This window comes from Nocardia miyunensis NBRC 108239 (genome assembly GCF_001613065.1).
Classification (GTDB): Bacteria; Actinomycetota; Actinomycetes; order Mycobacteriales; family Mycobacteriaceae; genus Nocardia; species Nocardia miyunensis.
In genome coordinates this window covers 1-13,477 of record NZ_BDBQ01000102.1, presented here as the reverse complement: position 1 = coordinate 13,477, position 13,477 = coordinate 1, and the positions used below count along the sequence as shown (strand labels likewise).

14 protein-coding genes are annotated in these 13,477 nt (G+C 67.1%); 7 read left to right on the top strand and 7 right to left on the bottom strand.

Going from position 1 to position 13,477, the window contains the following annotated elements:
• Positions 1–3: 3 nt before the first annotated feature.
• From NM2_RS39005 to NM2_RS38985, 5 genes are all read right to left on the bottom strand, one after another.
• Positions 4–1,149, bottom strand: coding sequence for a thiolase family protein (locus NM2_RS39005; RefSeq protein WP_067680371.1), 1,146 nt, complete (start codon positions 1,147–1,149; stop codon positions 4–6).
• Positions 1,142–1,981 carry an enoyl-CoA hydratase/isomerase family protein gene (locus NM2_RS39000; RefSeq protein ID WP_067680367.1) on the bottom strand — a complete coding sequence of 280 codons (840 nt, stop codon included), beginning with the start codon at positions 1,979–1,981 and terminating at the stop codon, positions 1,142–1,144. The genes NM2_RS39005 and NM2_RS39000 overlap by 8 nt, the downstream gene beginning before the upstream one ends.
• Positions 1,982–2,284: 303 nt before the next feature.
• Positions 2,285–3,517, bottom strand: a complete 1,233-nt coding sequence (locus NM2_RS38995) for a CaiB/BaiF CoA transferase family protein (protein ID WP_067680365.1) — start codon at positions 3,515–3,517, stop codon at positions 2,285–2,287.
• A complete protein-coding gene (locus tag NM2_RS38990; protein ID WP_067680362.1) occupies positions 3,517–4,284 on the bottom strand; it encodes an SDR family NAD(P)-dependent oxidoreductase in 768 nt (255 codons plus the stop codon). The genes NM2_RS38995 and NM2_RS38990 overlap by 1 nt, the downstream gene beginning before the upstream one ends.
• Before the next feature lie 87 nt (positions 4,285–4,371).
• On the bottom strand, positions 4,372–5,538 hold the full coding sequence (locus NM2_RS38985) for an acyl-CoA dehydrogenase family protein (protein ID WP_067680468.1): 1,167 nt from the start codon (positions 5,536–5,538) through the stop codon (positions 4,372–4,374).
• A gap of 293 nt (positions 5,539–5,831) precedes the next feature.
• Here NM2_RS38985 and NM2_RS38980 point away from each other — a divergent pair, with 293 nt between their 5' ends.
• From NM2_RS38980 to NM2_RS38950, 7 genes are all read left to right on the top strand, one after another.
• A complete protein-coding gene (locus NM2_RS38980) occupies positions 5,832–6,437 on the top strand; it encodes a carboxymuconolactone decarboxylase family protein (protein WP_084532017.1) in 606 nt (201 codons plus the stop codon).
• A 4-nt stretch (positions 6,438–6,441) separates the two neighbouring features.
• Complete coding sequence (locus tag NM2_RS38975; RefSeq protein WP_067680359.1) at positions 6,442–7,713, top strand: aromatic ring-hydroxylating oxygenase subunit alpha; 1,272 nt, start codon at positions 6,442–6,444, stop codon at positions 7,711–7,713.
• A complete protein-coding gene (locus NM2_RS38970) occupies positions 7,694–8,041 on the top strand; it encodes a hypothetical protein (RefSeq protein ID WP_067680356.1) in 348 nt (115 codons plus the stop codon). Before NM2_RS38975 ends, NM2_RS38970 begins: the two co-directional genes overlap by 20 nt.
• Before the next feature lie 3 nt (positions 8,042–8,044).
• Positions 8,045–9,256 (top strand): metal-dependent hydrolase family protein, encoded by a 1,212-nt coding sequence (locus NM2_RS38965; protein WP_067680353.1) that lies wholly within the window; start codon positions 8,045–8,047, stop codon positions 9,254–9,256.
• The gene (locus NM2_RS38960; RefSeq protein ID WP_067680350.1) at positions 9,243–9,674 is read left to right on the top strand and encodes a nuclear transport factor 2 family protein; all 432 of its coding nucleotides are present in this window, start codon (positions 9,243–9,245) and stop codon (positions 9,672–9,674) included. Before NM2_RS38965 ends, NM2_RS38960 begins: the two co-directional genes overlap by 14 nt.
• A 254-nt stretch (positions 9,675–9,928) precedes the next feature.
• Positions 9,929–11,017 carry an acyl-CoA dehydrogenase family protein gene (locus NM2_RS38955; protein ID WP_067680347.1) on the top strand — a complete coding sequence of 363 codons (1,089 nt, stop codon included), beginning with the start codon at positions 9,929–9,931 and terminating at the stop codon, positions 11,015–11,017.
• A gap of 301 nt (positions 11,018–11,318) precedes the next feature.
• Positions 11,319–12,110, top strand: a complete 792-nt coding sequence (locus tag NM2_RS38950) for an acyl-CoA dehydrogenase family protein (protein ID WP_067680344.1) — start codon at positions 11,319–11,321, stop codon at positions 12,108–12,110.
• 77 nt (positions 12,111–12,187) lie between these two features.
• Here the strand turns inward: NM2_RS38950 and NM2_RS38945 are convergent, their stop codons facing one another.
• On the bottom strand, positions 12,188–12,706 hold the full coding sequence (locus NM2_RS38945) for an MTB12 C-terminal domain-containing protein (RefSeq protein ID WP_067680341.1): 519 nt from the start codon (positions 12,704–12,706) through the stop codon (positions 12,188–12,190).
• A 266-nt stretch (positions 12,707–12,972) separates the two neighbouring features.
• Positions 12,973–13,477 (bottom strand): enoyl-CoA hydratase-related protein (locus NM2_RS38940; protein WP_245718433.1); only part of this gene is annotated, 505 nt, incomplete at its 5' end.

The following is a 13,477-nucleotide window of genomic DNA, read 5'->3' as shown; positions in this document are numbered from 1 at the left end:
CCTTCAGGACGCTAGTTCGACGATGGTGGCGTTGGCGGTTCCGCCGCCCTCGCACATGGTCTGCAGGCCGTAGCGAATTCCGTTGTCGCGCATGTGGTGAATCATGCGCGTCATGAGTACGGCGCCCGAGCCGCCCAGCGGGTGACCCAGGGCGATGGCTCCGCCGAGCGGGTTCAGCGCGTCGGGATCGGCGCCGGTCTCCGCGAGCCAGGCCAGCGGGACGGGCGCGAACGCCTCGTTCACCTCGAACACACCGACGTCCGCGACGCCGATTCCGGCCTTGCGCAACGCTTTCGCCGTCGCGGGGATGGGCCCGGTGAGCATGAGCACCGGATCGGCTCCGGTCACGGCACCGGCCCGATACCGCACCAACGGGGTCAGCCCGAGTTCGCGAGCCCGGTCGGCGGTCGTCACCAGCAGTGCCGCCGCGCCGTCGGAGATCTGCGAGGAGCTGCCCGCGTGGATCACGCCGTCGTCCTGGAACGCGGGCTTCAAACCCGCGAGCTTCTCGACGGTCGTACCGCGCCGGATGCCTTCATCGGCGGCCACCGTCCCGGAATCCGTTGTGACCGAGACGATCTGCTCCTCGAACGCGCCCCGATCCTGTGCCGCGGCCGCCAGCTCGTGCGAGCGGGCCGAATACTCGTCCAGGCGAGTGCGTGTGAAACCCCACTTCTGTGCGATCAATTCGGCGGAAATGCCCTGGTTGAACGAGAAATCATCATATCGGGCAAGCACTTTCGGGCCGTACGGCACACCGGTGGCGCGCGCCGATCCGAGCGGCACCCGGCTCATCACCTCGACACCGCCTGCGACCACGATGTCCTGCTGCCCCGAGGCGACGGCCTGCGCCGCGAAATCCAGTGCCTGCTGGCTGGATCCGCAGGCCCGGTTGACCGTCGTACCCGGAATCGTCTCCGGCCAGCCCGCGGCCAGCACCGCGTAACGACCGATATTGCTGGACTGATCGCCCACCTGGGAGACACAGCCCCAGATCACGTCGTCCACGATCGCCGGATCGATGTCGGTGCGCCGAGCCAGCTCGTTCAGCACAACCGCCGACAGATCCGCGGCGTGCATGTCCGACAGACCGCCGTTCCGTTTGCCGACCGGGGTCCGCACGGCCCCGGCGATGACTACCTCACGCATCTGTTCCCCTGGTTTTCTCGGAGTTCTCGCGGCCGGGCATCGCGGGTCGGTGCACGGTCCAGCGACCGGTGAATTGCGCCTCGCGCTTCTCGGCGAAGGCGGCGAGCGCCTCCGGGGCGTCCGCGGTGGCGAAATTGAGTCCCTGCGCGGTGGCCTCACCGGCCAGCGCCTCGCGCAGCGTGTGATCGGCCCCGGCATTGAGCAGCGCCTTGGTCTGCGCCAGCGCGATCGGCGGCCCCGCGGCGAGCCGCCCGGCGAGATCGCTTACGTACGTGTCGATCTCGTCCTCGGGCACCACCCAGGTCACCAGGCCCAGCTCGCGTGCCTGGTCTCCGTCGAGGGTCTCGGCCAGCAGCGCGAGCCGCTTGGCCTGTTGCAGGCCGACCAGTTTCGGCAGCAGCCAGGAGCCGCCCAGATCCAGCGACAGTCCGCGTCGGACGAAGATCTGCGAGAACCGGGCCTCGGGCGTCGCGACGACCAGATCGCAGCCCAGGGCCAGATTCCACCCCGCACCGACCGCGACTCCGCGCACCTTGGCCACCGTCGGCATGGGCAGCTCGTGCAGCAGCAGCGCGACGTCGGTCAACTCGCGCATGCGGTACACCGGATGGTTGTTGTCCGGCGCGGAGATGTCCGCGCCGGAACAGAACGCCCCGCCCGCACCGGTGATCACCACCGCCCGCACGGAACGATCGGTTGCGGTGTGCCGCAACGTATCCGCGAGGGTGAGCCACAGTTCGTGGTCGATGGCGTTCTTACGCCAGGGACGGTTCAGCGTCAGTGTTCGCACACCGTCCGCGTCTTCGGTCAGCAGAACCGGCGCGTCAGGCATGACGTCTCCCTGAAATGTTGCAGCGCTGGAATATTCGAGCCCCGTACGAACACAGCGACTCGAGGCGTGCGGTCGCCCCTCGGGCGCCGCCCACTCTCCCGAGCCCGCGTCCCGGCGCGCAGCGAGCGGCCTCCGACGCCTGGTCGGCCATCCGCGAATGTGCGGGCATGCGGTCCACGGTCTGCGGAACGCGTCGTCCACCTCCGAGCCCGGCGCGCCCACCCACTCGAATAGGAGCGGTCAGCTGTTCGGTACGCCGGGCATCGCGGATCTCCGGCCCCCGGGTCCGCAGCGTCGCAACCGTCATGCTGTCTCCCGAGGCGACTCGTAGCGCGCACCGACCGCGCCGCTCTCCCGAAGTCCGGCGATATCCGCTGCGCTGCAACCGAGTTCGGCGAGCAGGCTGTCGGTGTGTTCGCCGAGTCCGGGCACCGGGCCCATGGGCGGTTCGAAGCCGTCGATCACCGCGGGGGGAAGTACCGCGACGATGCGTCCGCCCGGGGTGTCGATGGTGCGCAGGCGGTGGCGGTCGACCAGCTGCGGGTGGTTGATGACCTCGCTGGGACGGTTGTAGCGCGAGTTGCCGATACCGGCGGCGTCGGCGACCTTCTGGATGTGTGCGAGATCGTGTGTCGCGCACCAGGTTCCGATGGCGGCATCGAGTTCGCCGCGGTGTTCGCAGCGGCCGGAGTTGCTCGCGAAACGGGCGTCGTCGGCCAGGTCGGCGCGGCCCAGCAGATCACGGGACAGGCGCTGCCACTCGCGATCGTTGGTGGTGCCCAGGACGACGGTCTGGTCGTCGGCGGTGCGATACGCGCCATAGGGGGCGACGGCCGGAGAGCTCATCCCCAGCGGTTGCAGATCCACGCCGGAGTACCGCGCGTAATTGAGGTGATAGCCCATCATCTCGGCCATCGTGTCGAACAGGCTCACCGCGATGTTCGTGCCCGGACCGGGTCCGTTGCGCAGCCGGCCGCACAGCGTGGCCAGAATCGACAGTGCCGCATACAGTCCCGTCGTCACGTCGGCCACCGGCGGGCCGGGTTTGGCGGGCGAGTCCGGGGTCCCGGTCACCGCGCAGACGCCCGATTCCGCCTGTACCAGCAGGTCGTACGCGCGTTTGTGGGACAGCGGCCCGCCCGCGCCGAAGCCGTCGATTTCGACGGCGATCAGATCCGGGTGCCGGGCCGAGATGTCCTGCGGAGCCAGCCCGAGCCGCGCGGTCGCCCCGGGCGCGAGATTGGACACCAGGACATCGGCCCGATCCAGCAGCCGGTGCAGAAGGTCTACTCCCGCATCGGATTTCAAGTCGAGGGTGACCGATTCCTTCCCCCGGTTGACCCACACGAAGTGGGCGGCCTGCCCGTGCACCACATCGTCGTAGTACCGGGCGAAGTCACCGCCCGACGGATTCTCGACCTTGATCACCCGTGCACCGAAATCGGCCAGGGCGCGCGTGCACATCGGCGCGGACACCGCCTGTTCCAGTGCGACGACGGTGATTCCGGCCAGCGGGCCGGCTGTCGGCTCCAGCATCACATCACCATGCCGCCGTCCACCGGCAGCACCTGGCCGGTGATGAAGGAGGCGGCGTCGGTGGCCAGGAAGACGAACGCACCCGCGATCTCCTGTGGATCGGCCCAGCGCCGCAACGGAATCCGGTTCAACATCTGCTTGGCGAACTTCTCGTCGGTGCGGATGGTCTCGGTCATCGGGGTGGCTGCCAGGGGCGCGAGCGCATTCACCAGGATGTTCTTGCGAGCCAGTTCGCGGGCGAGGGATTTGGTGATGCCGATGATGGCGGCCTTGGCGGCGGAGTAGTTCACCTGGCCCAGGGTGCCGACGATTCCGGCCGAGGACGTGACGTTGATGATCCGCCCGGTGCCGTCGGTCGGCAGATAGGGCAGCGCCGCCTGCGCGCAGTTGAAGGTGCCCATGGTGTGGATCTCCAGCAGCCGCCGCACCGAGTCGGCGGTGATGTCGGCGAACATGTGCGGATCGGTGACACCGGCATTGTTCACCACGATGTGCAGTGTGCCCCCGGTGAATTCGGCCGCGCGGGCGGCCGCGGCGTCGGCGGCCTCCCGATCGGACACGTCGAGTGCGAAACCCGCTGCGGTGCCGCCATTTCCGACGATCTTCTCCGCGACCGCGGCAGCGGCCTCGCCATTCACATCGGTGACCAGCACCGCCGCCCCCTGGGCCGCGAGGGCCTGGGCGACCGCGGAGCCGATACCCCCGGCCGCACCGGTGACCAGCGCCGCGCGCCCGGTCAGATCGAATAGGGTATTGGTTTGTGGCATCGGTCAGCTCCTCGTGTTTCGGTGATGCGGCATCCCGGGCGGACTCGCTCGCCCGGACTACCGTTGGGACGGGTAATGCCTTGCGGCTCAATAACTCCGAGGCAATCCCAGCGTGTGCGACCCCAAGTAGTTCAATATCATCTCCTGGCTGATCGGCGCGATCTTCATCACGCGCGCCTCCCGGAAGTAGCGCGCGACGTGGTACTCCTCGGCGTATCCCATACCGCCGTGCGTCTGCAGCGCCCGGTCCGCGGCGGTGAATCCCGCGTCGGCGCAGAGGTATTTGGCGGTGTTCGCCTCCCGGCCGCACGGCTTGCCCTGGTCGTAACTCCAGGTCGCCTTGCGCAGCACCAGTTCCGCGGCGTCCAGGCGTGCCAGTGAATCGGCCAGCGGGAACTGCAACCCCTGGTTCATGCCGATCGGCCGGTCGAACACGACCCGCTCCTTGGCATATCGCACCGCCCGGTCCAGGGCGACGCGCCCCAATCCCAGCGCCTCGGCCGCGATCAGCATGCGTTCGGGATTGAGCCCGTCGAGCAGATATTTGAAGCCCATCCCCTCCTCGCCCACCCGATCCTCGACCGGAATCCGCAGCCCGTCGATGAACAGCTCGTTGGAGGTGACCGCATTGCGGCCCATCTTCGCGATCGGACGGATGTCGACGTGCGCGCGATCCAGATCGGTGAGGAACAGCGTCATCCCGTCGGTCTTCTTGGTGACCTCGTCGTATCGCTGGGTGCGCGTGAGCAGCAGGATCTTCTCCGACTCCATCGCCTTGGAGATCCACACCTTGCGACCGTTGACCACGTAGTGGTCACCCTCGCGCCGCGCGAACGTGGTGATCCGCGAAGTGTCCAGTCCCGCACCGGGTTCGGTGACGCCGAAGCACACGTGCAGATCGCCGTCGGCGATGCGCGGCAGGGTGCGCCGCTTGAGTTCCTCCGAGCCGTGCACCACCACCGGATGCATGCCGAAGATCGACATGTGGATGGAGGTGGCCGCGTTCATGCCGCCGCCGGAGCGCGAGACCTCCTCGGCCAGCAGGGTGGCCTCGGTGATGCCCAGGCCGTGCCCGCCGTACTCCTCGGGAATCGTGATGCCCAGCCAGCCGCCCCTGGCGATGGCCTCGTAGAACTCGGTCGGGAACTCGTGCGCCTGGTCCTTGGTCATCCAGTACTGGTCGTCGAACTTGCGGCACAGCTCCGCGACGGTCGTGCGGATCAGCTGCTGATCCTCGGTGAGCTCGAAATTCATGCCGCAGCTCGTCATCGTGGGACTCCTTTCCGCCCGCGAGGGCCGGACTCTTCGGACTTCGGGCCCGCCGACGAGCCGGGCACGTAACACTAGGGAAACTATATTCTCTTATTTGGAGAATCACCATCCGATCCGACGGCAGGCAGCGCCGGGCCGACAGCACAGCTGGTCGCGACCCGCTCTCGGCGGCCGCGATTTCCCCAGGCCGCAGCCCTGACGTTGACTATCGCACGGGTTCATGGAAATCTAGTCTTCAGTTTTAGAGAATCAGATTCTCACGAGAGGAGGTCGGCATGCGCCTGCCGCCGCTACCGGCGGACCAGTGGGACGACCGCACCCGCGATGCGTTTCGTACCCTGTTGCCCCGAGCGAGACGCAACCCCGTAGGGGCGGGCCCGGCAATGGCACCGCTGGCCCGGCACCCGGACCTGACCGAGGCGTTCCTGGGTTTCAGCGTCTATCTGCTGTTCCGATCCACCCTGCCGCCGCGCATCCGCGAACTGGTGATCCTGCGAGTCGCCCACCGCCGCGGCTGCGACTACGAATGGGTGCACCACAGCCGGTTCGGACAGGAGGCGGGCCTGACCTCCGCGGAGATCGATGCCGTCGCGCGGGGTGAGGCAGCCGACGAGTTCGAGCGGCTCGTGCTGTCCTCGGTCGACGAACTGGACGAGAAATCCGAACTGTCCGACGAGACCTGGGCGGCCCTGGCCGAGCAGCTCGACGAAAAACAGCGCATGGACCTGATTTTCACCGTCGGCGGCTATGTCGCGTTGTCCATGGCACTCAACACCTTCGGCGTACAGCCCGAACACCGCTCGATCGAGTCAGGGCCGAAGGCGGCAGCGGAGCGTAACCACGAAGGCCCCCCGAGCGAGCGAATCAACACTGAGAGGTAATCCCTTGCCACACTTCACAAAACCGGCTGCCGGCAGCTGGACGGAGAATTACCCCGAGCTGGGTACCGAGGTGGTCGACTTCACGGACTCCACCGATCCCGCCTTCTACGCCGACGAGCAGGAGGCGATCTTCAAGAAGAGCTGGCTCAACGTCGGCCGCGTCGAGCGGCTGCCCAAGGTGGGCAGCTACTTCACCCGCGAACTCGCTTGCGTGAACGCGTCTTTCGTCGTGGTCAAGGATCACGACAAGCAGATCCGCGCGTACTACAACATCTGCCGCCACCGTGGTAACAAGCTGGTCTGGGAGGACTACCCGGGCGAGGAGACCGCCGGGGTCTGCCGCCAGTTCACCTGCAAGTACCACGCCTGGCGATACAGCCTCGAGGGCGAGGCCACCTTCGTCCAGCAGGAGAAGGAATTCTTCGGCATCGACAAGAGCAAGTTCGGGCTCAAGCCGGTGCGCTGCGAGGTGTGGGAAGGGTTCGTCTTCATCAATCTCGACGACAACGCCCAGCCCCTCGAGGACTACCTCGGCGCGTGGGCGAAAGGCTTGGAGGGCTACCCCTTCCACGAGATGACCGAGGTCTACAGCTACCGCGCCGAGATCGGCGCCAACTGGAAGTTGTTCATCGACGCGTTCGCCGAGTTCTACCACGCACCGGTGCTGCATATGAAGCAGGCGGTCAAGGACGAGGCCGACAAACTACTCGAGGTCGGCTTCGAGGCGCTGCACTACGAGTGCTGGACGCCGCATTCGATGGTCTCCTCGTGGGGCGGCATGGCCCCGCCGAAGGACCCGAACATGGTCAAGCCGATCGAGCGGGAACTGCGCAGCGGCCTGTTCGGACCGTGGGACCGCCCCGATATCGAGGGCCTGGATCCGCTGCCGTCCGGGGTCAACCCGGCGGGCCACAAGGCTTGGGGCGTAGACGAATTCGAAGTCTTCCCCAACTTCGGCATCCTGATCTGGGCGCCCGGCTGGTATCTGACCTATCACTACTGGCCGACCGCGGTGAACAAGCACGTCTTCGAGGCGAACCTGTACTTCGTGCCGCCCAAGAACGCCCGCGAGCGGCTGCGCCAGGAACTGGCCGGGGTGACGTTCAAGGAGTACGCGCTGCAAGACGCCAACACCCTCGAGGCGACGCAGACGATGCTCGAAACCGGTGCGATCACCGAATTCCCGCTCAACGACCAGGAGGTGCTGCTGCGCCACCTGCACATCACCGTCCAGAACATCGTGAAGGAGTACCGCAATGGCCGAGCAGCAAGCTGAGACCAAGACCCTGCCCGCTGAATTCGCTGACCTGCAACGGTTCTCGGACTGGATCCTGGCCACCGAGCCCGAGCGCTACGCCAAGCGCCTGGCCTCGTCGATGGACGAGATGCAGGACGTCTACGAGACCGTCTTCCCGCGGTTGCAGGAGGCGCTGGATCACATCGAGAAGTTCGACTGGAACGACCTGCCCGACGAGCAGCGCCACCTGTTCCACCTGCTGCAGTCGCTGGTGATGGTGTCCTTCCCGGTCGAGGTGTGGAAGCAGCCCCGGGTGCCGGACTCCGGCGCGGCCTACCTCGACGTGATCGCCGAGCCGGTGGTGTAGGCCATGCTCACACTCAAAGCGGCCGGTCTGCTCGACATCGACACCGGCGAGATCGTCCGGCCCGGCATCGTGCACGTCGACGGCGATCGCATCGTCGGGCTGGGTGGTCCGGCGCGCGGCGAGGTCCTGGACCTCGGCGACGTCGTGCTGCTGCCCGGGCTGATGGACATGGAGGTCAATCTGCTGATGGGCGGTCGCGGGGAGACCGGCCTGTCGTCGAGTGTGACAGACGATCCCGCACTGCGGATGCTGCGTGCGGTGGGCAACGCCCGCCGCACGCTGCGTGCGGGTTTCACCACCGTCCGTAACCTCGGCCTGTTCGTCAAGACCGGCGGTTATCTGCTCGACGTCGCACTGGGCAAGGCGATCGACCGCGGGTGGATCGACGGGCCGCGGATCGTGCCCGCCGGACATGCGATCACCCCGCTGGGCGGGCACCTGGACCCGACCATGTTCTCCGCCTTCGCCCCCGACGTGCTGAAGCTGACCCTCGAGGAGGGCATCGCCAACGGCGTCGACGAGGTGCGCAAGGCGGTGCGGTACCAGATCAAGTACGGCGCGCAACTGATCAAGATCTGCGTCTCCGGCGGCGTCATGTCGCTCACCGGATCCCCTGGCGCACAACACTATTCGGACGACGAGCTGCGCGCCATCGTGGACGAGGCGCATCGGCGCGGACTCAAGGTCGCCGCGCACACGCACGGCGCGGAGGCGGTCCGGCACGCGGTCGACTGCGGAATCGATTGCATCGAACACGGTTTCCTCATCGACGACGAGACCATCGACATGATGGTCGAGCACAACACCTGGCTGGTGCCCACCACCCGGCTCACCGACGCCATGGACATCTCGCACGCCGACCCCGCGCTCAAAGCCAAAGCGGCCGAGATGTTTCCGAAGGCACACAGTTCGGTCCTGGCCGCCTACAAGGCGGGCGTGCGGATCGCGGTCGGCACCGACGCACCGGCCATTCCGCACGGCAAGAACGCCGACGAGCTCGTGGCGCTGGTCTCGCGCGGCCTCGATCCCCTGGACGTGCTGCGCGCGGCGACCGTCAACGGCGCGGACCTCATCGATGCCGAGGACCGCGGACGGCTGGCCGAGGGGCTGCTCGCCGACATCATCGCGGTGCCCGGCGACCCGATCGAAGACATCACCGTCACCCAGGACGTGCGGTTCGTGATGAAAGGCGGCAAGGTCTTTGTCCAGCGATAAGAGTTCACGATACGAGGACCTGCTCGATATCCAGCAGTTGCTGGCCCGGTACGCGGTGACCATCACCCAGGGCGATATCGAGGGCGTCGTCGCGGTGTTCACTTCCGACGGCACCTACAGCGCGTTCGGCGACACCTACACCCTGGACCTGTTCCCGGAACTGGTCGCCGCCGCGCCCAAGGGCCTTTTCCTCACGGGCACACCGGTTCTGGACATCGACGGGGACACCGCGACCGGCACTCAGCCGCTGTGCTTCATCGATCACAGCACGCACGACATGCGGATCGGCTACTACAGCGACACGTTGGTGCGCACCGAGGACGGCTGGCGGCTGCGCACCCGGCGGATGACATTCATCCGGCGCAACGGGAACCACGATTCGGGCATTCCGCACGCGTTCGAGCGCACGCGACATTGATCCACCGGGCGGGGCGGCGGGAGTGTGACGTCCACACGATGACATTCATCGCCGCGACAACAGTCGCGACCCCGGTGGCCCACGCGCCCGACCTTCGTCGCCGCGACGCCGCCGCGCCCGGCGACCCGCACGCGACAGCCGCTGTGCTTCATCGATCACAGCACGCACGACACACCGAGCGCAGACAGCAGTAGTTCACTGGGTCGGGCAGCCGGGAGGTGATACCCGGCAGCTCCGGAAAGAGTGCAAATCACATGGATATCAATGAATTCCGGTCCGGGGTGCGCGCCTGGCTCGACGAGAACGACCTCACCCCCGGCCCCGATCACTCACTCGACGGCGAACTCGAGCAGCTGTGCCGCGTGCGTCGAGCTCTGTACGACGCGGGGTGGATGCGGTACGGCTGGCCCGCCGAGGTCGGCGGGCTCGGCGGGCCGCCCGTGCTCCGGGCGATTCTCGGTGAGGAGGTCGCCAGCCGCGACCTCGCCGAACCCGGGAACTACTCGATGGTCGAGGTGCTCGCGCCGACGATGATCTCCTATGCCCGCCCCGAACTGGCCGCAGAGATGGTGCCGCTGCTGCTGTCCGGGCGCGAGCAGTGGTGCCAGGGCTTCTCCGAGCCCGGCTCGGGCAGCGATCTGGCCTCGCTGAGCACGAAAGCCGTTCCGGACGGCGATGATTGGGTGGTCAGCGGGCAGAAGGTGTGGACAAGTCTGGCGCAGTACGCGGCACGCTGCGTCCTGCTCACCCGCACCGCGCCCGGCCACGACGGGATCACCGCCTTCTTCCTCGACATGGATTCCCCCGGCATCACCGTGCGCCCGCTGCGCACCATGCACGGCGTGGACGAATTCGCCGAGGTGTACTTCGACGACGTCCGCATTCCGGGCGACCGCATGCTGGGCCGTCCGGGCGACGGCTGGCGGGTTGCGATGGATCTGCTTCCGTACGAACGCTCGACGTGTTTCTGGCATCGGATCGCGTACCTGTTCACCCGATTGGATCGAGTGCTCGACCAGACCACGATCGCGGACGACGCGGAACTCGGCTCGGCCTACCTGGCCCTGCACACCGTGCGATGCCGATCGCGAGAAACCCAGCAGCGCTTGGCATCCGGCGCACCACTGGGCCCGGAGACCTCCGTGGACAAGATCCTGCTGGCAACAGCCGAACAACAACTCTTCGACACCGCCCGCGATCTGCTCCCCGGCGCGGTCGAACTACAGGATTCCCCGTGGCGCACCGAATTCCTGTACTCCCGCGCCGCCACCATCTACGGCGGCACCGCCGAGATCCAGCGCAATATCGTCGCGCGGCGGTTGCTGGATCTGGGAAAGGAATAAGCATGCGCAAGGGGCCGACACGGACAGCGAGCGCACGCTGCTCCAGCCAGGTCGGGGAATCCATTGTGGCGAAAAGAATCCCGCCACAGCGTCATCGCCCGCGGTCACCTCGCTCCGAGCAACCGGTGACTACCGACGAGGGGCCGGGATGCGCCGCGGAAGGCTCGACAGCAGCACCCGAACCGCGTGCCCGCGCGGGCAGAACTCGATGGTTCACAGTGGACGCACCGAGATCCGCCCTGCCTGCGCGGGGAAGGCCCGCACGTCAGATGCCTTCGCACGCCGAGGAAGGACGAATCCGATGACCGAGACCGATTCCGGAGAGATCGCGCTGCTCGCCGAGAGCATGCGCAAGGCGATGAGCACAGCCTCGGGGGCCGCGCTCGATCGTGCGCTGGGTGAGTTGGGATGGGCGGAGATGCTCGGCGAAATGCCCGATGTCGCAATACCTCTGGTGTTCCGGCTGCTCGGGGAGACCGGTGCGCATGCGCCGGTGCTCAACGATGTGATTGCGCACGCGGCCGGAAAACCGTTGGGCGACAAGGTGGCTCTGCCGTTCGCCGGTGGGTCGTGGGTGGTGTGGGAGCGCACGGATCGTCCCGGTGGCACCGTCGACGAGGATCTGCCGTTGCATCCCGCGTCGCAGGGCGGGGATATTCCGCTGGGCGCGGGCCGCCGGGCGCTGGCCTGGTGGCTGATCGGCAGCGGCCGGACCATGCTGACGCTGGCGCGGCGACATGCGTTGGACCGCAAGCAGTTCGGGCGTCCGGTGGCTTCGTTCCAGGCGATCCGGCATCGGCTGGCCGAGACGCTGGTCGCGCTCGACGGGGCCGAGGCGACGCTGAGCACCGCCGACGACGAGTTCGGGGCGCTGCTGGCCAAGGCCGCCGCGGGCCGGGCGGCGCTGCTGGCCGCGAAGCATTGTCAGCAGACGCTCGGCGGGATCGGGTTCACCGCCGAACACGAGTTGCAGGGACACATCCGGCGGGTTCTGGTGTTGGACGGATTACTGGGCAGCACAAGGGAATTGACCCGCGAAGCCGGAGCACGTATCCGCGCGGAGGGGTCCGCGCCCCGGTTGGCGCAGCTGTAATGCGGGCGACCCGCGAAAGGGCCGGCGCGAATCGCGCCGGCCCTTTCCGTTCGTGCGGAACCGCTCGTGCGGAGAACTCAGCTGCAAGCCGCGGACTTGCCGCCCTGCATCGTCATCAGCTGGCAGAAGGTGGCCGCGGCGACCTTCCACTTACCCGCGTCCTGCACCGCCTTACCGGCCTGGTTGGGCAGCACCGGGTTTCCGTTCAGGGCGATCGTGTACGTCACCGAGGCGTGGGTGGGGTCGTCCAGGGTCACGGCCGAGACGGTGGCCGTGGTGCCCTGCGCCTGCGGGTTGCTCGCCTGCGCCTGCAAGACCGGAGCGAACACGTCGCCCTTCTCCACCAGGGTGGCCTTGTCGGCGGCGGAGGTCTTGGCGTCGAAGAACTTCGTGAAGACGTCGGTGATCGCCTGGGTGGTCGCGGCGTCGGCCTTGGTCCCGGCGCTCGACGTGGTCGCGGCAGCGGACGTGGCCGCGGCCGTCGTGGTCGAGCTGCTCGTGGAGTCGTTCGAGGAGCCGCAGCCCGCCAGGACGGACGCCGCGACGGTCACCAGGGCGGCGCAGATCGCGGTCCGGCGGAAAAGGGTATCGCGCATGAGGGTATTTCTTTCCGGAAAGAATTTCGGGGTGGTATTCCACCGCGGGTGCTTCGGCGGAATTCATATATGCGGTCGATACGAGCGGCGAGCACCGATCCGGAGCATCGCCGACCCGAGATTCGTGTATTCGACTGCTTCACTGCCGTGTCACGTATAGCGAAGCGCTGCCGGTTAATTCGAGTGGAATGCCGACAGCAATCATGCTAGCCAAGCAGACGCCTCACATGTTGCGAATGCCATTTTTCGGCCCGAAATTCTTTCGGTTATTTCAATTTCTCCTTCATCTCGGCCAGATGCGCCAGAATCGGCATGCCGGTATGACTGAGCGCATTCCCGTGGCCGGTCTGGTGCACGTCGAACACCGATTGGATCGCCGCGTAGAAACCCTGGATGTCGAGGGTCTGATTGACCGCGCGCTTGGCCTGCCGCAGCCCGAACGGCGGCATCGTGGCGATGTGCTGGGCCAGCGCGGCGGTCTCGGAGTCCAGCGATTCGCGCGGGACCACCTTGTTCACCATGCCCACCTGCTCGGCTTCCTTCGCGGTGACCGGACGTCCGGTGAACAGGATCTCCTTGGCCTTGCGCGGCCCCAATTCCCAAGTGTGCCCGTGATATTCGACCCCGCCGATACCCATCAGCACCACCGGGTCGGAGAACAGCGCGTCCTCGGCGGCGATGATCAGATCACACGGCCAGCACAGCAGCAGCCCACCGGAGATGCACCGGCCCTGCACTGCCGCGATCGAGGGTTTCGGGACGTTGCGCCAA